Source organism: Subdoligranulum sp. APC924/74 (genome assembly GCF_003324125.1).
Lineage (GTDB): Bacteria > Bacillota > Clostridia > Oscillospirales > Ruminococcaceae > Gemmiger > Gemmiger qucibialis.
Window position 1 is genome coordinate 1 of the sequence record NZ_PSQF01000028.1, and the last position, 23,236, is coordinate 23,236.

The window sequence follows — 23,236 nt, forward strand, 5'->3', positions numbered from 1 at the left end:
TTGGCTAAGATCTAATGTTGTAGGAATTCGCGCGGAAGCGGATACTTTTACAATTGGCATCATTTTCAAAGACAAATCTGTTTCCTTGTAGCCACTATGCGCAAGGTACTGAAAGAAGCGTAAAAGGATACTGTAATGGAGCCTTACAACCGAATTGCTGTAATTGCACGAAACAACTTTGACGTATCGATTTACAATATCTGCTGAAAGTAATTTGTAATCCGTGACTCCAACGCTGAACAAATAATCTGTAAAGCGAAGAAGAACATTTCTGTGGCTGCGCAGCGTATTCTCCCTGCGTCCGTGGAGAGATAGCTTTTGCAAGTAGTTGACCGCACCTTCTTGCAGTCCTGCAGGGAACTCTCGATTCAACCTCCGCCGAAGCATAACCGCGTTGAAGTGTTGGTAGTCTGACAACAAATCCATTGCACGGTGAACTCGTGAGCATCGCCGTTCTACTGTTCCCGGCTGCACACCGTAGCAATCCAGCATGAACTGCTGAGCCAATTCCGCTGTAAAATATTTCTTTTCATTTTTATTGCAGTACGCTAACAGGTTCCTAAACGTCGAACGAAAGCCTTGAATATAGTTTTCGCTATAGTGCTTTGCAATGATGCAAGGGATAACTCTTTCCACAAGTTCATACACGGTCAGTCGATTTCCATCATCCACAATAACAACCTCCATCATATCTGGAATACTCAAATTATATAGTTATTATGTAGAGAAAAACAGACTGTTTTTATAATTTTTGTCGCTGTACAATTAAAGTTTGGAACGTGGGATACATAATCGCTTTCTTGCCATAATTATATCGGTATCGGAACTTAGAATTATGCGGTATTGCCTCAATTCTGAAAAAAATTAAAAAAGACCGACATTGCGCGGTGTATCTGCCTGCACAATGTCGGTTTTGTTTATTTTCTCTCGGCCAGCACGACCGTAAAGGTCGAGCCTTTGCCGGGGGTGCTTTCTATCTGCATCTCTGCGCCGGTCAATTCCAGAATCCGCTTGACCAGTGCCATGCCAAGGCCATTGCCCTCGGTGGAGTGGCTCGTGTCGCCTTGGTAGAATTTATCGTAGATGTGTTTTATCGTCTTTTCATCCATGCCGCAGCCGGTATCGGTCACGGAAACATAAATTTTGCCGTTCGCCCGCGTTTGGCGCAGGGTAATGCTGCCGCCCTGCGGTGTGAACTTCACCGCGTTGGAAAGCAAGTTCGTCCACACCAGTTCCAGCAAGCCGGGGTCAGCCTGTGTGTAGGCGGCATCCTCTAGGTCAGCGTCAAATTCAATGTCCTTGCGTTCCCACGCATCCTCAAACTGCACGGCCACACTGCACAGCTGGGCGCAGACGTCATAGACTTCTGCTGCTGGGCGGATGGTTTGCTTTTCCACCTTGTTCAGCTTGAGCATGATAAAATGATCAGGAGCCGTTTCCAAGCTGATGTAAGCAAAGAAATGGCTCCGGGTTTTGTCCTGTCTGCGCTACAAAAGATATACATCGCATATTAAGGTGCTAATTTGTGAATAATTATCCTTGTTCTGCAATTTTTGTGTTCGCATCTTCGCATGGTTCCTTTATAATATAGGTAATACAATATAAAGGAGTCCCTTGACGATGCGAGCAATAAACCTTAAAACCAACCATCTGACAGCGCCTGTCGGTATTGACGCCGGGCCGCTGTTTTTGTCTTGGCAGTGCGCTGACGGCGTGCGCCAGACCGCCTATGAAATTGAAGTAACCGCCAACAACAAAACCGTATGGCAGAGCGGCAAAGTACAAAGCAGTGCCATGCACGCCGATACCCCCGCTGTGGCCGATTCCCGCGTGCGCGGTGCATGGAAGATCCGCCTGTGGGATGAAAACGATGTCCCCGGCGCGTGGAGTGAGGCACGCTTTGAGACCGGCCTTGCACAGTGCGACTGGGTAGGGGAGTGGGTGGACCCCGAGACCGAGCCAATCGACATCCCCGGTGACGATGCCATCAACGCCTTTGCCCGCCCCAATTGGGAGCGCAAGCAGGCAGAAAAAGAAGCCGCGGGCAAGGGTGCAGCCGAGTCGTATAAGCCTCATCGTCCGGCATCGTACCTGCGCAAAAGCTTCACGGCGTCCAAGGGCGAGGCACGGCTGTATATCACGGCCAAGGGATTGTACGCGGCATGGCTGGACGGAAAGCACATTGGTGATATGGTTTTGGCCCCCGGCAGCTTTACCGGGAACAAGCATCTTGGTGCGCAGACCTACGATGTGACCGCGCTGCTGCACGAGGGCGAGAATGAGCTTTTAATTGCTCTCGGTGATGGCTGGCACCGCAGCACGGGCGGTGTGGATGGCGACCGTGATTTGTTCGGTGATACCCTGGGCGTGCTGTTTCAGCTGGAGGTGGACGGTAAACCGGTCTGCGTTTCCGATGACACGATGCAGGCAACGCAATGCGGGCCTATTCGTCAGAACGATATGCAGCAGGGCGAGGTCTACAATGCACAACTTGAGGGCGAACTGACCGGCTGGCACGGTGTGCGCACCTACCATGATGATCTGCCCATTACCGGTATGAATACCGTGCCGATTCTGGAACACGAAGCATTCCCCGGCAAGCTGCTGCAAACGCCCAACGGCGAGACGGTGCTGGACTTTGGGCAGAATATCGCCGGTTATGTGGAGATAACGCTGATCGCCCACACCGGACAGAAGGTCAAGCTGACTTGCGGCGAAGCGTTGGACGAAAACGGAAACTTTACCCAAGAAAACTTTCAGGACCGCAACCGCCACAAGGAGGGCGGCACCGCCCAGATGCTGGAGCTTGTCTGTAAAGAGGGGAAAAACCACTTTAAGCCCAGCTTCACCATTATGGGCTTCCGCTACGCCAAGGTCGAAACCGACGCCGATTTGACCGATGCCGTGTTTACTGCCTACGCCGTCTACTCCGATATGGCGGTGACGGGCGCGTTTACCTGCGGAAATGACGCGGTGAACCGGCTTGTCAAGAACAGCGTCTGGAGCCAGAAGGGCAACTTCTGCGATGTCCCCACCGACTGCCCGACCCGCGAACGTGCCGGCTGGACAGGGGATATGGGCGTGTTTATTGAAACCGGCTTGACCCTGATGGACTGCTACCCCGTGGCGGAAAAATGGCTGGCGGAGTGCCGCCTGAACCAGTACCCGGACGGTCGCATGGCAAACATTGCCCCGCCGAACGCCCGTCCCGGCTATATGACCCCGATGCTCTGCATGTCGGCAGGGTGGGGCGATGCGGCGATTTTGGTGCCGTATGCGATGTACAAGCGCACGGGTGACCGCAAAATTCTGGCGGACAACTATGAGATGATGCAGCGCTGGTACGCTTTTTTGCTGGGGCGCGCACAGCAGACGACCGATGAGCAGCAGGGCGGTGACTACGCCAAGTTCACTGTTTTAAACGGCATGGACTACGGCGAATGGTGCGAGCCGGGCATCACTCCCATGCAGGCAATGATGAACCCGCGCAAGAGCGTGGGAACGGCATATCTGGCCTACTCTGGGCGCTTGCTGGCAGAAGTAGCTGATGAACTGGGCAAGGCGGACGATGCTGCCAACTACCGCGATACTGCCGCCAACGCAGTGAAAGCCTACCGTGCAGCGTTTACCGAGAACGGCGTGATCCACTCTGACCGCCAGTGTGAGTATGTCCGCGCCATTGCCTTTGCCCTGCTGGGTGAGGAAGAAAGCAAAGCCGCCGCCGAAACGCTGAACCGGATGGTTGCCGAGAACGACTACCACCTGAACACAGGCTTTTTGTCCACGCCATTTTTGTGCGATGTGCTGGCAAAATACGGCTATGCGGACACTGCCTACAAGTTGCTTTTGCAGCCCGACGCCCCCGGCTGGCTGTATGAGGTTGGCAAGGGCGCCACGACCGTTTGGGAAACCTGGACGGGCATTGACGAAAACGGCAAGCCGCACGAATCCCTGAACCATTACAGCTACGGAGCCATCTGCGGCTGGCTGTTCGGCGGTGTGTGCGGCATCCGGTACACGGACGGCGCACTGACGATTGCACCTACGCCCGACAAATCGCTGGACTGGGCAAAAGCCACCTACGATTCCCCAGCCGGGCGCATTGTAAGCGGCTGGCGGTATGACGGCGATGTGGTAACCTATGAGTTTGAGATCCCTGCCAATCTGACCGCCGATGTCACCCTGCCCGATGGGCGTAAGTTTACCCTTGCCCCCGGAAAGCACACAGTATAAGAAGAAAGCGCCTGCCCTGCCGTAAAACTTACGGCAGGGCAGGCGCTGTTTTTGATAAACTGAAAGTTTCCGTTGCTTGTCTATTTATATAAAGCCTCTTTTTTTTGCTTCTTCAATCAATATAGGTTGAATTAAAGGATATGTCCAATTTTCAACTAACTTATCTGAAATCAATATCTTCTCAATCTCACAATGTAATTCCTCAAATGAGTTAATGTCTGCAATAAATAACATTCCGAAAGTTTCATCATCAATATTTTCATTTACTCGTGTCTTTCCTTTAACAGAATACACACATATTGGTTCAATTCTAAAATCAACTGCTCCTGTTTCTTCTTGTAATTCTCTTTTAGCTGTTTCTAAAATACTTTCTCCAGGTTCTCTGTGACCTCCTGGTATTTCATAAGTCTCTCTTTCTTTGTGTTTACAGAATACCCACTTGTTATCTGTTTTGGATATTATCACTGCAAACTTCAAAAATTCATCTGCGACATTGTCATAAAATTTTACTTCTACCATTCTATCAATACCTCGTCAAATTCAAATTTTCTGCCCTAAGTATATCACACAAAAAACCGGGTTTCAACGCAGGAAAAGCAAATCCCCTGTCCTTTCGGGCAGGGGATTGCGGTTTAGCCATGCTGTTTGAGATATTCGGCGCTGAGTTGCAAACTCTTTATGGGGGAGTTATCCACCCAGTTGCGGTGGCTTTCCAAAATCACGGCATCTACGCCGATAGTAAGCGCCTGTGCCATCAGGCTGTCGAGATCCATATTGCCGGTACCCAGCTCCATGCTGTCGGTTTTCAGAATCGGCGTTACGGCGCTGCCCGAAATGCGGGTGCCGCGGTCGTTGATATGCCACAGCTTCATGCGGGTCCCCAGACGCTGCATCCACGCAAGGGCGTTGGCGCCGCCCTCGGTAAACCAGTAGCTGTCAAACTCAAAGTTGACGAACTGCGGGTCGGTTTCCTCCAGCAAAATGTCGTAGGCACGCTTTTCGGCGTTGACATGACGCAGCTCACAGTTGTGGTTGTGGTACAAAAGCTCCACGCCCTCGGCCTTCAGGGCCTCACCCGCCTTGTTCAGCCGTGCGGCAAGGTCGTGCATCGTGGCTTCATCGCCGTAATCAAAGCGATACATTCCGGTAATAACGACATACTTAGTGCCAAAGCTTTTGGCTTCGTCCGCCACCGCTTTGGCATCGCGCTCCAGACTGCCCAAATCGGTGTGCAGGCTGACGACCTGCAGCCCCGCTTCTTTGACCAAAGCGTGCCAGTCGAGATTGCCGCCCTTGCCCACGGGCATACCCGCCGCCTTGGTCAGCAGCCGCACCATAAAGCCGATGGGGTGGATCATAAACCCGCACAGCTCAATGCCGTCATAGCCTGCGGCTTTCATGGCGGCAAGCGTCTGCCGTGCCTCGTTTTCATTGCTTAAAACGGTTCCCAGCATAAATTGCTGGACTGCCTTTGTGGGCATGGTTCAACCCTCCATCTTGATGATTTTTCCCGTTGTGATGCCGTTTTCGTTGAAGCTGTCCACGCAGACATAATAGGTCTGCCCGGCCATCAGCGTGGAAAGCGTGACCTCATCGGCATCATAGACAAGCCAGCTCTGGTACAGCTTATCCGGAGCAATGCCGTAGCGCACATTGCAGCCCTGCGCGTTCTCGATGTGCTGCCAGCTGATTTTGCCGTCCAGCGCATCCACGCGCACGGCTTTGGCGTCGGCTTGGGCAGGGCGGTCGCCCTCGACGTTGCCGAACACCCGCAGCCCGCTTACACGCAGCGTCTGGCCGTAGGGGAGGGCACCGCCCGTCACGCGAATATACCGCGCACGGATACCGCCGGCATACTCATAATAGCCGCTGGAGCATTCGCGGGCGACATCCTCGCGCAGCGTCCAGGTCTCGCCGTCAAGACTGGTTTCCACGATATAGCAAGAAATCTGCAGGCGCGTCTCGATATGCCGCGTTTTGCGGTCATCGCCGTAGCTGTCGGCAGGAAAGTCCACGACGAGTTTTTCATCGGCCATGTTGACCTGAATCGCGCGGACATCATAATCACGGCCTAAATCCACACACAGCCATTCGCCGGGCTGGTCGCTGCCCGCGCTCCACCAGCGGCGGCAGTCCTCGTCCACGGCATTCACCGGGTCGCTGCCCTCAGCGGTGGAGGATGCCGTCACGGCCTTGCGGTAGCTTAACAGCATCCACTTGGGCTGCTGGCTGGCGGCGTCGAATTTGCCTGCCGGAATTTCGTGCGGGTAGTCGGCAAAATTCTGGTTGCAGAACAGCACGCCGTCCTTGTCAAACCCGGCAGGAAACAGCCCCACGCGACGCTCAAAGTCGTGGTTGACCGAAATGCGCATCGTGGACGCGTGCCAGTAGTTGCCGTATTTGTCGGCAATTGTGCTGCCGTGGCCTGCGCCGGTCATAAACCCGCCCGGCTTGGAGGAAAACGGGTTGGACGCTTGCAGCGTGAACGGTCCCAGCGGGGACTTGGAGGTGTACACACCATCGGCGTAGGTGTTGTACTGGGTGCCGGGGCAGGCGTATTGCAGATAATACGTACCATTGTGCTTTGTCATAAATGCGCCCTCAATGTAGGGCTTGCCGACGGCGTTGAACATAGCGGTCAGCGCCTCGGCGTTCAGCCCCGGCATCTGCGTCATCTGGGGCGGCAGCTCCAGCTTGCCGGTTGCCTCGTTATAGAAAGGCTTCATGGCTTTGTAAAGCACGCTTGCCTCTTTATCCACAATCCCGTTGTTACCGGGGCGCTCATAGCCCAGTTCTTCTTCGCGCCCGAAAATCAGTTCTTTCTTTTCTCCGATGGGCGTCATGGTATCGGGGTCAAGCTCCACGCCCCAGATGGGCGAGGTGTTGGAGCAGCCCCAGTAAAAATATACACGCCCGTCATCATCGCAGAACATATCGGGATCCCAAAAGGCGAACGGGGCGCTGACCTCGGTAAACGGCTCGATCAGTGGGTCGGCGGTGCGCAGAATAGGACAGTTGCGCCCCTTGCGGCTGGCAGAAAAATACAGGTAGTCGCCGACTTGGCGGACATCGGGTGCGTAGTCGTAAATCAGCAGATCGGGGTCGGCGTGGAAGTCCCAGTGCAGCAGATCGTCCGAGTACCAGAACCCTGCCGACATAGAAACAAACAGGTAGTATTTGCCCTTGAAGTACACCAGCGTCGGGTCGGCGCCTTCGCGGAAGCCCGCAGCGCGCTCACCCTCCTTCATGTGCTGGTAGCGGTAGCCCAGATCCAAGGGGTTGCAGTAGGTTTTCATCGTATTACACATCCTTTTTGATGCCCTGCAAAACGCGGTTCAGCTGCTTGATGCTCTCGGCATCTGCGCCGGCCTGCTTGAGCATTCCCTCCACGGTCATGCGCTGCATGGCGCGTTCCATCATGGCAACCAGCGCCGGGTTATCCTTGACGGCGGCAGCTACATCACCGCGGGCGGCAGCCGCCTTGTCGGTGATGGCCTTCAAGACAGGCCCCACCTTGGCGTCCGCCATGGCAGCGGCCATATTGTCCTTGACGCTCCAGCAGGTTTCGTCCAGCTCGCCGTCAAACCAGTTGTTCACGACCTGACGGTTGGACATCGCGTAGGCGGGGTTCGGCTCTGTAGCCTTGTTGATCAGAATCACGCTGGAATACGCCCCCGCGCGGGCCTCAATGCTGTGCTTGCCGGTGATGGGCACATTGAAAACAAACACTTTGTCGCCTTTTTTTGCTTCGACAAGGTGCCCGTCCTTGTACAGAGAAACCTCCGGCAGGTTGGAGTATACTTTGACCTCGGTCACATCCTCCGTGCGGTCCACATAGCGGCTGCCGCAGGTATGTACAAAGGGCTGCTTGCTCCAGTAGGCCTTGTACAGGTAGAAGGCGTCCTTCTTGATTTTGCGGTCAAAGGTGACAAGTCCTTTCTGGTTCTCGCCGTTTTTGCCGCCCTCATCGCGGCCATCGGCAGCAAAGTCGAACATATTCCAGACATGGGTCGCCCACAGCCACGGGCGGTCGGCAATCATTTTTGCCATGTGCTCGTGGTAGACGCACTGGTAGGTTTCGGTATAGTCGCCCTTTTCGGGGTGGGCGCTCTGGTAGGCGGGGTTTGCGTCCGCGCCGTACTCCGAAAAACCGATGCAGCGGTCGGGATATTTGGCGTGGTAGGTATCAAAAAAGTCGTCGTTCTGGTCCAGTTCACCCAGATACCAGCCAAAATACAGGTTGTAGCTGTTCACATCGGGGATTTCCAGAATCGGGCTGGTAATCTCCAGCATAAAGACATTCGCCATCGTGGTCGGGCGGGTCGGGTCGAGCTTGTGCGCCAAATCATTCAGGGCGCGGTGGTTTTCCAGCAGCTCCTCATTGACAGGCGATGCGGCAGTAATTTCGTTGGACAGCCCCCAAACGGCAATACAGGGATGGTTGTAGTTCTGAACAATCAGTTCTTCCATCTGGGTCAGCGTGTTGGCGCGCCCGTTGTGCATATGCATCGTGATGTAGGGGATCTCGGCCCAGATGACAAGCCCCTTTTCGTCGCACAGGTCATAGAATGCCTGCGCGTGCTGGTAGTGGGCAAGGCGGATGGTGTTGGCGCCCATCTCCAGAATCAGCGCCATATCCTCTTCCATCATCTCTTTGGTGATGGCTACACCCGCACCCTTGCGGTCCTGATGGCGGGAGACACCGCGCAGGGGATAGGGGTGGCCGTTCAAAATGAAGCCCTTCTGCGGGTCAATCTCAAACTTGCGGCAGCCGAAGCGGGCGGTCTCGGTCTCGCCATTGTCCAGCCGCGCAGTTACGGTGTAGAGATACGGGTCATCAAGACCGTCCCACAGGCGGGCGTGCTCCAGCGTGAACACGGCTCTGGCGGTGCCGTCTTTGACGGCGGCGCTCGTCTGCTGGCCGTCAAGCGTGAAGTTGACGCTCTGCGCGCCGACAACGAACGCCTCAACAGTCACCTCACAGCGGCGCTCGGCAAGGTCCGTCACAGCAGGCGTGACCTTGACGGGCACAGCGCCGTTTTCGGTAAGGGCAAAGTGTGCAGCGGGCACAACATGCAGCGTTACATCGCGGTAAATGCCGCCGTAGAAGGTGAAGTCGGCCTTCTGGGGGTAGACGGTGTCGTTGTCGCTGTTGTCAACAGAAACAATCAACTCATTTGCACCATCGTGCAGGGCATCGGTGATGTCCACACGGAAGGTGGAGTAGCCGCCCTTGTGCTCGGCCACTTTCTCCCCGTTCAGGCTGACAACTGCAGTCATAGCAACGCCGTCAAACTGCAAAACCGCGCGGTCGCCATCGGACAGCTCCGGTTTCTCCAGTTTACGGGTGTAGCTGCAGGTGCCGCGGTAGTAGTCATTGCCGCCGTCCTGACCGTCTACAGCGTTCCAAGTGTGGGGAAGGGTGACCGGCTCGTCATGACCTTCCTTGGTAAAAGTCCAACCGGTGTTCAACAGAATTGCTTTGCTCATAGAATGACTCCTTATGGGTGGTTTTAACTTCAAAGAACCGAAAAGGCTGCAAACCCTTTCGGCTTTGGTTAATGGGCTTACTGAAGCTGTTTTTTATAGAACTCAGACTGCGCAGCAGCCTTTTTCTCGGCAATGCGCTTTTGGACGTTGACCATTTCCTCCTTGGTCAGCGGGCATTCGCGCATGGCAACCAGCGTAATGACCCAGCCGATGAGGGGCAGGCCGAACTTTAGGCTCAGCGTCATCCAGAAAATCGCGCTTGTGCAAGGGTCGGTGGGCTGAGGCATCGTGGTGGTGTAGCCCAGCAGTGCAACAGCGCCGGTAGCAATTACAGCGGCAAAGGAGGTGATGAGCTTATCGACCAGGCTGTAGGTGCCGGAGACAACAGCAGGAACATAACGCCCGCTGCGGTCCAGCTCAAAGTCAATGGCATCCGCCATATACGAGGTGTTGGAGGTGGTGATGCACATATTGGAACCGTTCTGCAAAAGGGTCAGCACCACATAGAGAATCATGGAGGGGCTGCCCATAACGCCGATCTGCTTGGGGTCGCCAAAGATAAAGAACAGAACCAGCGCGGCGGTGATGGTCATGCTGACATAGGTCCAAGTGACGATGCCGTTTTTGCTGCCGTGCTTGCCGACATACTTGGCACCGAACGCCGCAAAGAAGATGGAGGGAACCATGCTGATGACGGTCAGAATGGTGGCCAGACCCATATTGCCGATCAAAATACCGTTGAACAGCGTGTTGATGATGGCTTGGCTGGCCACCTGCTGTGCCAGCTTGTCAGAAGCGTTGGAGGCAATGTAGCACTGCAAGGGTCTGTTGTGCTTGAGAACCTCGATAATGTCGGACATTTTCAGCGGTTCGGACTTTTTGGTGCCGATAAAGGTTTCCGGCTTATCGTAGGCAGAAACGCCCAGACAGACCAAAGCGGTGCCGATACCCGCGGCAAGCAGCGTCATATTGCAGGCAGCAGACAGGAAGGCCTGGTTGTAGGTGCCGCCGCATTTGGGCAGCAGCACAACATTGAAAATCATCGACATTGCCATCGGCACCAGATAGTTGAAGGCGGTTGTCCAGACGCCGATGGTCGGGCGCTGGCGCGGATCATTCGTCATGATGGCGGGAATGGTCTGCGCAGTCATGTTGGTGATGGTGTAGCCGATGATGTAGACAATGTACAGCAGGGCAAACACCGGCAGGCCCAGACCCTTGGACGAGAAGCCGGTGAACATTCCGTAGAGGGCGAGTGCCTCAATCAGGAAGCCGGCAACCATCAGGATGCGCAGCTTGCCGAACTTGGTGTTGACGCGGTCATAGACAAAGGCAAGCAGGGGATCGGTGATGCCATCCAGAATACGGGAGCAGGTCAGAATAATGCCAACGGCAGCGGTCGTGATGCCGTAGCCGATGCTGGCGGAATAACTCGCCATGCCGATGAGGGAATAGACGCTCATACCGACAAGACCGTTGCAGGCATAGCAGATGATTTGCCAAAGCTTGGCGCGGCGGTATTGTACGCCGTCAACTTCTGAAGCAGTGGGTTTCTTTTTGAACATTTTGTTTTCCTCCTAAAAATTCCGCAGTGATTTTTCTCACTGACACCACTATACCAGAAGCAAAACGGCAGCAGGGGATAAAAATCAGCAGATGAGGAACAAAAATTCACGCATTATTTCAAATAACAAGAAATATTGTCCTGCTTTACTAAATAATGCCCTCATGGCTTGCGCTTGTTATGTTATGATATAGGTACAGAAGTTTCTTGATTGGCTTTAGACAGCACAGGTAAGGAGAAAATTATGCAGAAATTTGAAAAAGGTTTCTTTGTCGGCGCGGCCACTGCCGCCCATCAGGTCGAGGGTAACAATATCCATTCCGACTACTGGGCGCAGGAGCAGCTGCCCCACACCAGCTTTACCGAGCCGAGCGGCATTGCCTGCGACCATTATAATAAGTATGAGGAGGACATTAAACTGCTGGCCGATGCTGGCCTGAACGCCTACCGCTTCTCCATCGAGTGGGCGCGCATCGAGCCGGAGGAGGGCAAGTTTGACCCTGCCGAGATCGAGCATTACCGCAAGGTCATTGCCTGCTGCAAGGCGCACGGTGTGGAAACCGTTGTGACGCTGCTGCATTTCACCAGCCCCAAATGGCTGATTGCCAAGGGCGGCTGGGAGGCTGAAAGCACGGTCGAATATTTCAAGCGCTATGTCAGCTATGTGATGGAGCAGTTGGGCAGTGAGCTTCACATCGTCTGCACCATCAATGAGGCGAATATGGGTCTGCAGCTGGCGGCTATCTCCAAGCGGTTCCGCCTGATGGCAGAGCAGGCCGCCAAGGCTGCTGCCAATGCAGGCAAATCCGCCGAGGGCAGCGTGCAGGTGGGCATGAACTTCCAGAAGATGATGGAGAATATGAAGTACGCTGCCGCTGAAAACGCCGCCGTGTTCGGTACGCCGCAGCCGAAAATTTTCGTCAGCGAGCGCACGCCGGAGGGCGATCTGCTGGTTCTACGCGCTCACGCCGCCGCGCGGGAGGCCATCAAGACAATCTGTCCTGAGGTTAAGGTCGGTCTGACCCTCTCGCTGCATGACCTGCAGGCCCAGCCGGGCGGTGAAGCCTTTGCCGCCGCTGCGTGGGAGGAAGAGTTCACCCACTATCTTCCTTATATTAAGGAGGATGACTTCCTCGGCGTGCAGAACTACACTCGCACGCTGTACGGTGCGCATGGGCAGTTGCCCGCACCGCAGGGGGCCGAGCTGACCCAGATGGACTACGAGTTTTATCCGCAGGCACTGGAAAATGTAATCCGCAAGGTGGCGCAGGATTTCCACGGTGATCTGATTGTGACCGAAAACGGCATTGCCACCGCCGATGATACCCGCCGCGTGGCGTTTATCGAGGCCGCATTGGCTGGTGTGCAAAACTGCATCGCTGATGGTATTCCGGTCAAGGGGTACTTCCACTGGAGCCTGATGGATAACTTTGAGTGGCAGAAGGGCTATGCTATGAACTTTGGCCTGATTGCCGTAAACCGCGAAACGATGGGGCGCACCCCGAAGCCCAGCCTTGCGGCGCTGGGCGGATACGCCAACGCATAAAAATATTAGTGGTTGTCTGTACGGCAGCCACTTTTTTTGGTATACTGGCATAAAATGAAGGTGATTCGATGGATGTTTTTCAAAATATGGAGCTGTTTTCTGAGCTGATCCAGTGCGGCGGCAACATTTATACATGGTGCTATAATGCCGATGGCAGTCTGCTGCAGAGCAACTGCCCGGAGGCGGGGTTCCTCTCCGGCGCATTTGAGATATTCGGCTGCAAGAAAAAAATGCTGGACTACGGCAGCCGGCACACAACGCCGGTCACGCTCGGCACGGCCATTGGCATGACATGGGCAGCTGCCTTTGAAAAGGACGGCAGTGTGCTGAAACGCGCCTGGGTCATCGGGCCGGTGTTTTATCAGGATGTTTCGCTGCGCGGGATTGAGCAGGGGCTGCAATACTATAACCGTCTGGAAACGAGCGTGGCATGGACCATGCAGCTGTACGAGGCGTTGAAAACCGTCCCTGTGCTGCAATGCACGGTCTTGCACCGCTACGCGCTGATGATGCACTATTGTCTGACCGGCAACCACCTTACGATCAGCGACATCAACAGCGAGTTTTTGGCGCAGGTGCGCAATACAGTGCAGCAGCCCGCTCACGATCGCCACAAGGTCTGGATGGCAGAGCAGGGACTTCTGCAGATGGTGCGCACCGGTGATTTGAACTACAGGCAGGCCCTTTCCGCCAGTATGGGAATCAGCGCGGGTGTGCCGGTGCGCAGCGATGACGCTTTGCGCCAGAGCAAGACCAACATCATCGTGTTTACCTCGCTGGTATGCCGTGCTGCCATCGAGGGCGGGCTTTCGCCGGAGGAAGCCTACGCGCTGGGGGACAGCTACATCCGATCCGCTGAAAATGCAAAAACATTGGATGATCTTGAACCGCTCGGCCTTATGATGTATGACGACTTTGTCCGGCGCGTGCATAAATGCCGCACCAACCCGCATCTCAGCCAGCAGGTGCAAAAGTGCGTGGACTATATTGAGATGAATCTCGATAAAAAAATACGCGCTGCAGATATTGCAGCGCTGGTGGGCTATACAGAATATTATATGACCCACAAATTCAAGGAAGAAACGGGCTTGAGCGTGACAGATTACATAAAATTTGCCAAGATTGAGCGCGCCAAGGTTTTGCTGAAAAGCACCAACCAGACCGTGCAGGACATTGCCGCTGCACTTTCTTTTAGCACACGCAACTATTTCAGCCGGATTTTTCAGGAGGTCACTGGCCAAACCCCAATGGAGTACCGTGAAAAGTAAATACTTATTAAAAAACCTCTGCCAGGCAAACATCCAGTCTGGCAGAGGTTTTTGTGTTTTATTCTTGTGTCAGCGCCCGGACCGTTCTGACCACGCGGGAGTCATTGATTTTTACCTGCTCCAGCGTCACTGCGCCGCTGTCGATGCCCTGCAGCAGGTTGTCATAATCACCCTTGTTGCCGGGCATTGGAAAAATGCGGCTTTGTGCCAAACGGGAAAACAGGGGAGGAAGGCCCCCGTTTTGTGGTGGAACGACCCCAAACAACCTGAGCGTTAATTCAGAAAAGGTATTGGCGGGGGGGCTGCAATAAGGCAAATAAACCTGCCCGCAGGAAAAAAGAGCAATATGTCTGCACCGTTCTGCAGCTTTACAAAAGGAAGGGAAAAAGAGTATAATCTGAACAATCGGCATAGGAAATATACGGTAAGGCAAGACAGAAATGCACAATATCAGTTGATGCAGGGCGATTGCCATATTTGGCGGGTAAGCTGCATCGGATCACGAAACGGGGATTTACCATGATACGCATCGCAATCGTAGAGGATGATACAGGGTATCGCAGTCAACTCGGAAAGTACATTGACCAGTATCAAAGCGATTTTTCGGAAACGGTCAGTGTATCTGAATTTTCAGACGGATTGGAAATTGTCGAAAAATATAAATCCGAGTATGACATAATCCTGATGGATATCCAAATGAAGCATATGGACGGTATGCAGGCGGCCATGCGCATACGGGATATGGATAAAAATGTCATCATTATATTTATTACAAATTCTGCGCAATTTGCTGTGCAGGGATATAAGGTCGAGGCATTAGACTATGTATTGAAGCCCATTCAATACTTTGCCTTCTCCCAGGTGCTGCATAATGCGGTTAAAAAAGTACATGGAAAATCCAAGTTCTATATACATCTGATACAGGAGAGCAAGATGATCCGGCTGGATGCAGACCAGATACTGTATATTGAAAGCCGCGGACATACAATTATCTACCATACCGAGATCGGTGAGTATGCAGAGAGAGGATCACTGAAAAGCGCCGAGGAAAAGCTCGCGCAGAGGCATTACTATAAGTGCAACAACTGCTATTTGGTAAATCTGGCGCATGTGGAGCGTGTGAATCAGCTGGTCGTAACCGTAAAAGGGCAGGCTCTGCAAATCAGCCGCGCACGGAAGAAAAGTTTTATGGAAGCCCTTGCTGCATATATGGGAGGCGAATAACAGGCGTGATACAGGATATTCCGAAATTGTATACTGCGCTGGCGGAGTGGTTGGCATGTGTGCTGTTTGTAAGGCTGCTGCCCCAGCGTTATAATGCAGTAAAAACGGCCGGGATCCTGGCAGCAGCGCTGCCCTTATTCGGCTTGGTGCAGTGGTTGATCGGCATTGTTCCGCTAAGCCTTTGGATTCCCGGCATGATCGTGGCTTTGGTTTTGATGTACGCTACGATCTGGTTGTGCTGTCGCTTGAACTTTTGTGATACAGGTTTTTGGTGGGCGCTGGCGTTCACGCTGGCAGAGTTTGTTGCGTCGCTGGAGTGGCAGCTCTATTCATTCGGAGCATCAAAGATGCCGGGCAGTTGGTGGATACAGGGATTGTTCTTGCTGGTTTTTTATGGCGGCGGCTTTGGCGTTTTTCTGCGACTTGAGCAGAAAAGGCTGAGAGATAAAGCGCCACTGCATATGACAAGGCGTGAAAGCATATCGGCGGCCGTTATAGCGATCTGCACATTTTTAATCAGCAATATCAGCTATGTGACGACCAATACGCCGTTCAGCGGGCGTATGACCACGGAAATATTCTGGATACGAACGCTGGTGGATTTCGCGGGCGTGGCTGTGCTGCTTTCCATGCAGGATAGGTGGCAGGATATGCAGACCCAACACGAATTAACGGCAATCCAGACACTTTTAAAGCGGCAGTATGAGCAATACCGCATCAGTCGTGATAACAGTGAAGCAATCAACCGCAAATACCACGACTTAAAGCATCAGATACAGGTCATTCGGATGGAGTCAGATGCGGCCAGAAGAGAGGAATACCTTTCGCAACTGGAAAAAGGAATGCAGAGCCTGGGTGTGAATCAGCATACCGGAAATGATGTGCTGGATACGATCCTGTCAGATAAGCAGCTGTATTGCAGTCAGCATCAGATCACGCTGACGATCGTTGCGGACGGTGCAAGGTTGGATTTTATTGAAACGATGGACATCTGCAGCATATTCGGCAATGCGCTTGACAATGCAATAGAGGGTGTGGAAAAGCTGGCCGACCCGCAACAGCGCCTTATCCGGGTGGCTGTCTATACGCAGAATGTGTTTTTGATCATCCGGGTGGAAAACTATTGTACAGCGCAACTTTCTGTTGTGGACGGAGAGTATCGCACAACGAAGCATGATAAGGATATGCATGGCTACGGGATAAAAAGCATCCGATATACAGCAGAGAAGTATGGCGGATCGGTTTCGGCAGATTGTTCAGATAACTGGTTCCATCTGAGCGTTCTCCTTCCATTGCCGGAAAAAGCCTGATCCTATACAGAACGGCTGTGCGGTTACATGGTATAAAAATTTCTGCCGCGCGGCAGAGACGAAGCATGATATGTGCTTGTCTTAGGGCAATACCGCATAATTCTAAGTGCCGCAGCCGCCGGAGCGGTGCTTAAGCCGTAAGGCGGGAATTATGCGGTGTTGCCTTGGAAATACAGCCGGCCAGCGCGCAGACAAAAACAGTTTTAAGCATGTGGGAGCGGTGCAGAGTTGATCTGCACCGCTTTTTTGTGGAATGCACAAAAGGAAACATATATGCCCGAAAAAAGTGTTCAAGAATGCAAGTTGTGCCACTGTGGAGACGGGTTATGCCAAAATCCCCCGAAAAATGAAGGAGTTGTGCTACACTTAAAACATAACAGCAGAAAGGAAGGAGGTGAAAACTGTGAACAGACAAGCAGTGAACCCATATTTGCCATCGTGGGAATATATTCCGGATGGGGAACCGCATGTGTTCAATGGTAGAGTGTATGTCTATGGCTCACATGACCGCTTCAACGCACCGATCTTCTGTGTGAATGACTACGTTTGCTGGTCGGCGCCGGTGGAAGATCTTTCCGAATGGCGGTACGAGGGAGTTATCTACCGCAAAAAACAGGACCCCAAAAATCCATTGGGATACCATCTGCTTTTTGCACCGGATGTCTGCCAAGGCCCGGACGGCCGGTACTACCTCTACTATGCGTTTGACTTTTTAGGCATTATGAGCGTGGCGGTCTGCGATACACCTGCGGGAGAATATAAATTTTTGGGTCATATTCACTATGCGGACGGCACACTCTGGGGACGAAGAAGGGGAGATCAGCTTCCGTTTGATCCCGGCGTTTTGGCAGATGATGACGGGCGCGTGTGGCTGTATTCCGGCTTTTATAATGCAGTGCCTGCTATTCTGACAGGTGGACACAAGCTTAGATGTGACGGCGGTACAGTTCTGGAACTTGAAAAAGATATGGTGACGATAAAAACGGAGCCGCGCGTGATTTTCCCTAAAAAAGGGCCGGGAGCCTTTCAAGGACATGAGTTTTTTGAAGCAAGCTCGATACGCAAGGAAGGGAAAACCTATATCTTCGTATACTCCTCTCGTCATAACCATGAGCTATGCTACGCTACCAGCCAAAGCCCTGACAGAGATTTCTCTTACGGCGGCACTCTGGTTAGTCAGGGTGATATCTTCCTGGACAGCAACCTGTCCGAAAAGCACGCAACTAACTATTTGGGCAATACACATGGCGGGCTGCTCAAGCTAGAGGACAAATGGTATGTTTTCTATCATAGGCAAACCAACCGTCATTCGTATTCCCGGCAGGCTTGTGCCGAGAAGCTTCGGCGTAACGAAAACGGAGCGTTTCTGCAGGCAGAGGTCACAAGCTGCGGCCTAAACGATGGACCCTTAAAGGGAAAAGGCCGTTATGAGGCGCGTATTGCCTGCAACCTCTGGGGGAAGGATGGTACCGGACGCTATGACGGACCTTTTCCGAAATGGCGGCTGCGCAATCACCCCTATTTCACGCAGGACGGGCCGGACAGAGAGGACAGCGGCAATCAGTACATTGCCAATATGCGCGATGGTGCAGTGGCAGGATTCAAGTACTTTGCCTTTAAAGATGCTGCTGAGATAAAGGTACATTGTACCGGCTCTGCAAACGGACGCCTTCAGGTGTCAACCGCACCGGATTTTTCCACGCTGTGTGCCGATATTTTCATAAAAAACGGCAGTCAGGTGGGAGAAAAGGTGACCCTTACGATCCCTGATGGAACCTATCCACTGTATTTCCGTTTTACGGGTAGTGGGAAAATGAATTTCCACTGGTTTGAATTGCAATAAATACGCATTGAACCGCATACCCATTTACTTTTGAAGGAGAAACGAAATGAAAAATAAGAAGAGGTTTGTGCCGTGGCTGATTGCTGCAGTTATCATTGCGGCATTGGCGGTAATAGGGAAAAAGCTGTACGATTTGATGTTTGGCGGCTCCCTGGCAGTTACGACCGAGGATTTGAAGAACGGCATTATTGCTTGTAGCCCGGCTATTATCTTTATTGTTGTTGTACTGATCGCGGCGCTCATCGTAGTGGTCGCAGCCGGAAAGCTGAAACAGCCGAAGCGCGCGTTGGTGCGTGCACAGGCCCCGATTGCAATTTTGCTGGCTATCGCGCTTTCCCTCAACTGGGTTATTCTCGGCGTAGAATACTCGGTGGTGAACAGTGTTTTTGCTGAGGATGTCAAGGTCTCGGACGAAACAATGGCATCCGGCCGTGCGATTGCAGACCAGATTGCATCCGAGGGCATCGTTCTGCTGAAGAATGATGACAAGGCGCTGCCGTTGAGCGCCGGTACAAAGCTCAACTTGTTTGGCTGGTCGAGCGTTCGCCCGTTGTATGGCGGCACCGGCTCCGGTGACAGCGATACAAGCAATGCGGTTTCTCTGATTGACGGCCTTAAGCATGCGGGCTTTGAAGTCAATGAGGAGCTTGTGAAATTCTATGAGAATTTCCGTACAGAGCGTCCTGTCGGTACGATCCGTCTGCGTGAGATCGGCAGCAAGCGCGGCGATTTCACCGTTCCGGAGCCTACCATTGCAGAGTACGAGAACGCTAACATTTTTGAGGATGCGGTCGCTTACTCGGATACAGCGGTGGTTGTTGTCAGCCGTACCGGCGGCGAGGGCTTTGATGTCCCGCAGAGCATCACCGGCCCGGATGAATACAATGCACAGTACGGCGGGCTCGCACAGTTCTATGATTTTACAACGCAGGCAGAAGACCTCGATGCCGGCAAGAGTTACCTGGAATTAAGTAACCGCGAGATTGCAATGGTAGATCGCGTTTGTAAAGAGTTCAAGAATGTTATCGTTGTGGTCAACTCCTCCAATGCTATGGAGCTTGGCTGGCTGGATCAGTATGACAGCATTAAGGCAGCCGTTCTGTGCGGTGCGCCCGGCGAGCTTGGCTTTGATTCCCTCGGAAAGATCCTGAGCGGTGAAGTGAATCCGTCCGGACATCTGGCGGATACCTATGTCTACGATCTGCTCGCAACACCCACGGTCAACAACTTCGGCGGCTTTGCGTATGATAACTATGCAGAGGTTACGGGGAGCCAGGACAACCGTGCCATGTTTGTCAACTACTGCGAAGGCATCTATGTTGGCTACAAATTCTATGAAACGGCTGCTGCAGAGGGCCTTATTGATTATGATAAGGTGGTTCAGTATCCGTTCGGCTATGGCTTGAGCTACACTACCTTTGATTCGTCAATTGCAGCTGTCGAGGATGATGGCGAGAAAATCACGCTGGATGTAGCAGTTAAAAATACCGGCGATACAGCAGGAAAATATGTTGCAGAAATTTTCTATGAGCCGCCGTATTATAACGGTGGCATCGAAAAGGCAGCAGCAAATCTTGTGCAGTATGCCAAGACGGAAATCCTGCAGCCCGGCGAAGCACAGACCCTGAAGATCACCTTCCGTTATGAGGATATGGCCTCCTATGATTCGAACGGCATCAAGAGTGCGAATGGTGCGTATGTACTCGAGGCAGGCGACTATAAGATCAATCTCTGCTCGGATTCTCATACGATCCTGGATACCTATGTTGCCAAGGTGGACAAGGACATCATCTATGACGATGCACATGATGGCGCTCGCTCCACAGATCAGGTGGCTGCTACAAACCAGCTCACCTTTGCGCAGGGAGATGTGACCTATCTCAGCCGTGCCGATGGCTTTGCCAACTATGCAGAGGCTACCGCTGCGCCTGCAAACCATAGCCTGAGTGCACAGGCACTGGCAGACTATGCAAGTGCAGCAACCTTTGATGCGGCAAAATACGATGACCCCAATGCTGTGATGCCGACCACCGGGGCGAATAACGGGTTGAAACTTGCTGATCTGACCGGCGTTGCTTACGATGACCCCAAGTGGGAGCAGCTTCTCGATGAACTCACGGTCAATGACTTGTTCAGCCTTACGGCAGACGGTGGTTACCATACCGTTGGTGTTGAATCCATCGGCCTGTCCGCAACGGAGGACTGTGACGGCCCGACAGGTGTGCACAGCAACTACAATCCTGCCGCAGGTCCGAGCTATCCTGGTACTGTGATGCTGGCATGCACCTGGAACCAGCCGCTGGCCAAGGCGCGCGGTGAACAGATTGCAAAGGAATGTGCTGAAATCAACTGTACAGGCTGGTATGCACCTGCAATGAATATCCACCGCAGCGCATTCGGCGGGCGTAACTTTGAATACTATTCCGAGTGCGGCGTTCTCTCCGGGCTGACCGCAGCTGCAGAGGTGTCCGGCGCAACCGAAAATGGTCTGATTTGCTATGTGAAGCATTTTGCCTTCAACGATCAGGACAACTATCGTCAGAATAACATCTGCACATGGCTGAATGAACAGTCTGCCCGCGAAATTTACCTCAAGGCGTTTGAACAGCCGATCAAGGCAGGCGGCATGGGCGTTATGACCTCTATGAATGCGGTCGGTCCTGTCTGGGCCGGTGGCTGTAAGGCTCTTTTGACGAACATTCTGCGTGATGAATGGGGCTTCCATGGCGCTGTCATTACAGACGCAGTCGTCAGCGCATGGTATATGGACGGTAATCTGGCAATTCGTACCGGCGGCACGAAGATGCTGGCGTTTAACATTACGAATGAGTTCTACCGTGATTTGAACTCTGTCGGTACGGTAACGGCTATGCGCAATGCGGCACACGGCACGCTGTATGCATTGGCAAACTCCTTCGCTGTGACGCGTGCGGTATCTGTGCCGAAGTGGGTAAAGACGACCTACGCAGTGGATGCAGTTGTTGCAATCATCCTTGTCGCTTGGGAAATCTGCGCAATCCGCAAATACCGCAAGGCAAAAAAAGAGGACGAGGATACTGAGCAATAAGATGTCTTATGAAAGATAAAAGGAATACAGCAAAAACAGCCAATCAGGATATAATGCAGTGGATCCGTGAGGGTGGGTTGTTTGTAATTGTATGCAACCTCATTACGGTGTTTAAGTACATATTGCTGCAGTTCCTGCCTGCTGCTTTTGCAAATATGCCCAAGGTGGATTTTGGCTGGCCGGGAATCGAAGTGACCATGCTGGGAGCAACCTTCAAATGGAACATTTTGGGCTATGACGCAGAACATGGTGGTTTGCCTTATTTTTGCGCTTATATGATAGCCATGATATTGGGTGAGGTAATCAATTTCCCAATACAAAGAAATGTCGTTTTCCGCAGCAAGGGGAATCTTACCTGGCAGATCGTTTGGTATGCGGTTGCATTTTGCGTAATAACCTGTATTGTAAATTCTATAAACTGCATTTGGGTCGCAACAGCTGCGCGATATGTGCCGGATTTTATTTACAATATTGGTACAACGGTATTGAACGGCGGTGTTTCCATGGTAATCTTCTTTTTCGTCAACAAGGTCATTTTCCCAACCAGCGATTAAGACGACATCTCTTATCTTCTACAGGAATCACCTGAGCGCAGTGATGATGCGTTTGCCCGCTCAGAAAGCGTAAAACACGCCCGGACAGTTTGCACTTGTGCAGCTGTCCGGGCGTGTTGTTGTTTTTTGCAAGACCGCCAAAAGCAAGCGGCTGAAACTGCGCAATACTGCTTGTGTGAGGAAGGCACTCGGCGTGCTGCTGTGCCAGTCACAGGCTGATCATCCAGCTGCATCTTCTGAACATAACAAGCGAGACGGCCAAGCGGAAAATCTCCTCCTGTGTAAGCAGTGTATATAAAGCAAAAGTTGACTTTTGTGCTGATTTCGAATACGATATAGGCACAAAAGTATGGTGGTACCAGTGGTGAATATAAGTAGCTCGGCACAGGTGCAGGAGATTCTGACCCGCGCAGCTTGCGGAGCATTCGCCAATGGTGGGGAGGCGGCGGAATGAATTCTTTTTCGGTAGAGCAAAAAAGAGTAGATGTATTCGAAAGTGCCGCGCCAAACAAGCCGGTGATTTATCTGAATACCTATGGGCGCGAGGGAGCGCAGATCTTTCAGTATTTGACAGACATCGGCTGTCAGGATTTTTCACTGGTTGCAGTCAGTAAGCTGGAATGGAATCATGATATGGTGCCATGGGATATTCCGCCCATATTCAAAAATGGTGCATCATATACCAGCGGAGCCGATGAGTACCTGCGCCTTCTGATAAACCAAATTATACCGAAAGCAGAAAGTCTGTTGCAGGGGACCCCCGCCTGGCGGGGAATTGCGGGATATTCACTGGCCGGACTGTTTGCACTGTATTCTATTTATCAGACGGACGCCTTTTCGCGAGTTGCGAGTGTCTCTGGCTCGCTGTGGTTTCCGGGAATTAAAGAGTATGTCGTTTCCCGTACACCCGTGAAAAAACCTGCCGATATCTTCTTTTCGCTGGGCGACCGGGAGTGCCGCACCCAGAATTCGCTTCTAAGATGTGTTCAGCAGAATACCGAATCCATCGAAAGATATTACCACGAGCAGGGAATAGATACGACCTTCCAATTAAATCCCGGCAATCACTTTAAAGATGTGGTACAGCGAACAGCGGCAGGACTTCAGTGGTTATTGAGCAGAGAATATGACCCATGA

Annotated in this window: 17 protein-coding genes; 9 read left to right on the forward strand and 8 right to left on the reverse strand. The window is 52.6% G+C overall.

Annotation, left to right across the window (positions count from 1 at the left end):
• Positions 1–672 (reverse strand): site-specific integrase (locus C4885_RS08480; RefSeq protein WP_158538849.1); only part of this gene is annotated, 672 nt, incomplete at its 3' end.
• 245 nt (positions 673–917) lie between these two features.
• Positions 918–1,415 (reverse strand): HAMP domain-containing sensor histidine kinase, encoded by a 498-nt coding sequence (locus C4885_RS08485; RefSeq protein WP_113999934.1) that lies wholly within the window; start codon positions 1,413–1,415, stop codon positions 918–920.
• 205 nt (positions 1,416–1,620) lie between these two features.
• Between C4885_RS08485 and C4885_RS08490 the strand changes: the two genes are divergently transcribed.
• The gene (locus tag C4885_RS08490) at positions 1,621–4,233 is read left to right on the forward strand and encodes a family 78 glycoside hydrolase catalytic domain (protein ID WP_113999910.1); all 2,613 of its coding nucleotides are present in this window, start codon (positions 1,621–1,623) and stop codon (positions 4,231–4,233) included.
• A gap of 84 nt (positions 4,234–4,317) precedes the next feature.
• On the opposite strand, the gene C4885_RS08495 is transcribed toward C4885_RS08490, so the two are convergent.
• From C4885_RS08495 to C4885_RS08515, 5 genes are all read right to left on the reverse strand, one after another.
• Entirely contained in the window at positions 4,318–4,752 is a 435-nt protein-coding gene (locus tag C4885_RS08495; protein ID WP_113999911.1) for an NUDIX domain-containing protein, read from the reverse strand.
• A gap of 113 nt (positions 4,753–4,865) precedes the next feature.
• Positions 4,866–5,714: a sugar phosphate isomerase/epimerase gene (locus tag C4885_RS08500; RefSeq protein ID WP_113999912.1), complete on the reverse strand. Its 849-nt coding sequence runs from the start codon at positions 5,712–5,714 to the stop codon at positions 4,866–4,868.
• Positions 5,715–5,717: 3 nt separating this feature from the next.
• Complete coding sequence (locus tag C4885_RS08505) at positions 5,718–7,529, reverse strand: family 43 glycosylhydrolase (protein WP_113999913.1); 1,812 nt, start codon at positions 7,527–7,529, stop codon at positions 5,718–5,720.
• A 4-nt stretch (positions 7,530–7,533) separates the two neighbouring features.
• Positions 7,534–9,723 carry a glycoside hydrolase family 2 protein gene (locus C4885_RS08510; protein WP_113999914.1) on the reverse strand — a complete coding sequence of 730 codons (2,190 nt, stop codon included), beginning with the start codon at positions 9,721–9,723 and terminating at the stop codon, positions 7,534–7,536.
• Positions 9,724–9,800: 77 nt separating this feature from the next.
• Positions 9,801–11,288 (reverse strand): MFS transporter, encoded by a 1,488-nt coding sequence (locus tag C4885_RS08515; RefSeq protein ID WP_113999915.1) that lies wholly within the window; start codon positions 11,286–11,288, stop codon positions 9,801–9,803.
• Positions 11,289–11,531: 243 nt separating this feature from the next.
• On the opposite strand from C4885_RS08515, the gene C4885_RS08520 reads away from it, so the two are divergent.
• Together C4885_RS08520 and C4885_RS08525 are read left to right on the forward strand one after the other, a co-directional pair.
• The gene (locus C4885_RS08520) at positions 11,532–12,833 is read left to right on the forward strand and encodes a glycoside hydrolase family 1 protein (protein ID WP_113999916.1); all 1,302 of its coding nucleotides are present in this window, start codon (positions 11,532–11,534) and stop codon (positions 12,831–12,833) included.
• 68 nt (positions 12,834–12,901) lie between these two features.
• The gene (locus C4885_RS08525; RefSeq protein ID WP_113999917.1) at positions 12,902–14,101 is read left to right on the forward strand and encodes an AraC family transcriptional regulator; all 1,200 of its coding nucleotides are present in this window, start codon (positions 12,902–12,904) and stop codon (positions 14,099–14,101) included.
• A gap of 58 nt (positions 14,102–14,159) precedes the next feature.
• On the opposite strand, the gene C4885_RS16290 is transcribed toward C4885_RS08525, so the two are convergent.
• Positions 14,160–14,576, reverse strand: a complete 417-nt coding sequence (locus tag C4885_RS16290) for a hypothetical protein (protein ID WP_147237807.1) — start codon at positions 14,574–14,576, stop codon at positions 14,160–14,162.
• Positions 14,577–14,620: 44 nt separating this feature from the next.
• On the opposite strand from C4885_RS16290, the gene C4885_RS08530 reads away from it, so the two are divergent.
• The 6 genes from C4885_RS08530 (at position 14,621) to C4885_RS08555 (ending at position 23,236) form a co-directional block, all read left to right on the forward strand.
• Positions 14,621–15,325 (forward strand): LytTR family DNA-binding domain-containing protein, encoded by a 705-nt coding sequence (locus C4885_RS08530; protein ID WP_113999918.1) that lies wholly within the window; start codon positions 14,621–14,623, stop codon positions 15,323–15,325.
• Positions 15,326–15,330: 5 nt separating this feature from the next.
• Complete coding sequence (locus C4885_RS08535) at positions 15,331–16,635, forward strand: ATP-binding protein (RefSeq protein ID WP_242979520.1); 1,305 nt, start codon at positions 15,331–15,333, stop codon at positions 16,633–16,635.
• 403 nt (positions 16,636–17,038) lie between these two features.
• On the forward strand, positions 17,039–18,478 hold the full coding sequence (locus C4885_RS08540; RefSeq protein ID WP_113999919.1) for a family 43 glycosylhydrolase: 1,440 nt from the start codon (positions 17,039–17,041) through the stop codon (positions 18,476–18,478).
• A 46-nt stretch (positions 18,479–18,524) separates the two neighbouring features.
• Entirely contained in the window at positions 18,525–21,545 is a 3,021-nt protein-coding gene (locus tag C4885_RS08545; protein WP_113999920.1) for a glycoside hydrolase family 3 protein, read from the forward strand.
• A gap of 8 nt (positions 21,546–21,553) precedes the next feature.
• Positions 21,554–22,099: a hypothetical protein gene (locus C4885_RS08550; protein ID WP_113999921.1), complete on the forward strand. Its 546-nt coding sequence runs from the start codon at positions 21,554–21,556 to the stop codon at positions 22,097–22,099.
• 450 nt (positions 22,100–22,549) lie between these two features.
• On the forward strand, positions 22,550–23,236 hold the full coding sequence (locus C4885_RS08555; protein WP_113999922.1) for an alpha/beta hydrolase: 687 nt from the start codon (positions 22,550–22,552) through the stop codon (positions 23,234–23,236).

Excerpts from the sequence above, each read along its gene's own strand:
- C4885_RS08485 (WP_113999934.1), bottom strand. The coding sequence starts at position 1,415 with ATGCTCAAGCTGAACAAGGTGGAAAAGCAAACCATCCGCCCAGCAGCA.
- C4885_RS08490 (WP_113999910.1), top strand. The coding sequence starts at position 1,621 with ATGCGAGCAATAAACCTTAAAACCAACCATCTGACAGCGCCTGTCGGT.
- C4885_RS08495 (WP_113999911.1), bottom strand. The coding sequence starts at position 4,752 with ATGGTAGAAGTAAAATTTTATGACAATGTCGCAGATGAATTTTTGAAG.
- C4885_RS08500 (WP_113999912.1), bottom strand. The coding sequence starts at position 5,714 with ATGCCCACAAAGGCAGTCCAGCAATTTATGCTGGGAACCGTTTTAAGC.
- C4885_RS08505 (WP_113999913.1), bottom strand. The coding sequence starts at position 7,529 with ATGAAAACCTACTGCAACCCCTTGGATCTGGGCTACCGCTACCAGCAC.
- C4885_RS08510 (WP_113999914.1), bottom strand. The coding sequence starts at position 9,723 with ATGAGCAAAGCAATTCTGTTGAACACCGGTTGGACTTTTACCAAGGAA.
- C4885_RS08515 (WP_113999915.1), bottom strand. The coding sequence starts at position 11,288 with ATGTTCAAAAAGAAACCCACTGCTTCAGAAGTTGACGGCGTACAATAC.
- C4885_RS08520 (WP_113999916.1), top strand. The coding sequence starts at position 11,532 with ATGCAGAAATTTGAAAAAGGTTTCTTTGTCGGCGCGGCCACTGCCGCC.
- C4885_RS08525 (WP_113999917.1), top strand. The coding sequence starts at position 12,902 with ATGGATGTTTTTCAAAATATGGAGCTGTTTTCTGAGCTGATCCAGTGC.
- C4885_RS16290 (WP_147237807.1), bottom strand. The coding sequence starts at position 14,576 with ATGGCAATCGCCCTGCATCAACTGATATTGTGCATTTCTGTCTTGCCT.
- C4885_RS08530 (WP_113999918.1), top strand. The coding sequence starts at position 14,621 with ATGATACGCATCGCAATCGTAGAGGATGATACAGGGTATCGCAGTCAA.
- C4885_RS08545 (WP_113999920.1), top strand. The coding sequence starts at position 18,525 with ATGAAAAATAAGAAGAGGTTTGTGCCGTGGCTGATTGCTGCAGTTATC.
- C4885_RS08550 (WP_113999921.1), top strand. The coding sequence starts at position 21,554 with ATGAAAGATAAAAGGAATACAGCAAAAACAGCCAATCAGGATATAATG.
- C4885_RS08555 (WP_113999922.1), top strand. The coding sequence starts at position 22,550 with ATGAATTCTTTTTCGGTAGAGCAAAAAAGAGTAGATGTATTCGAAAGT.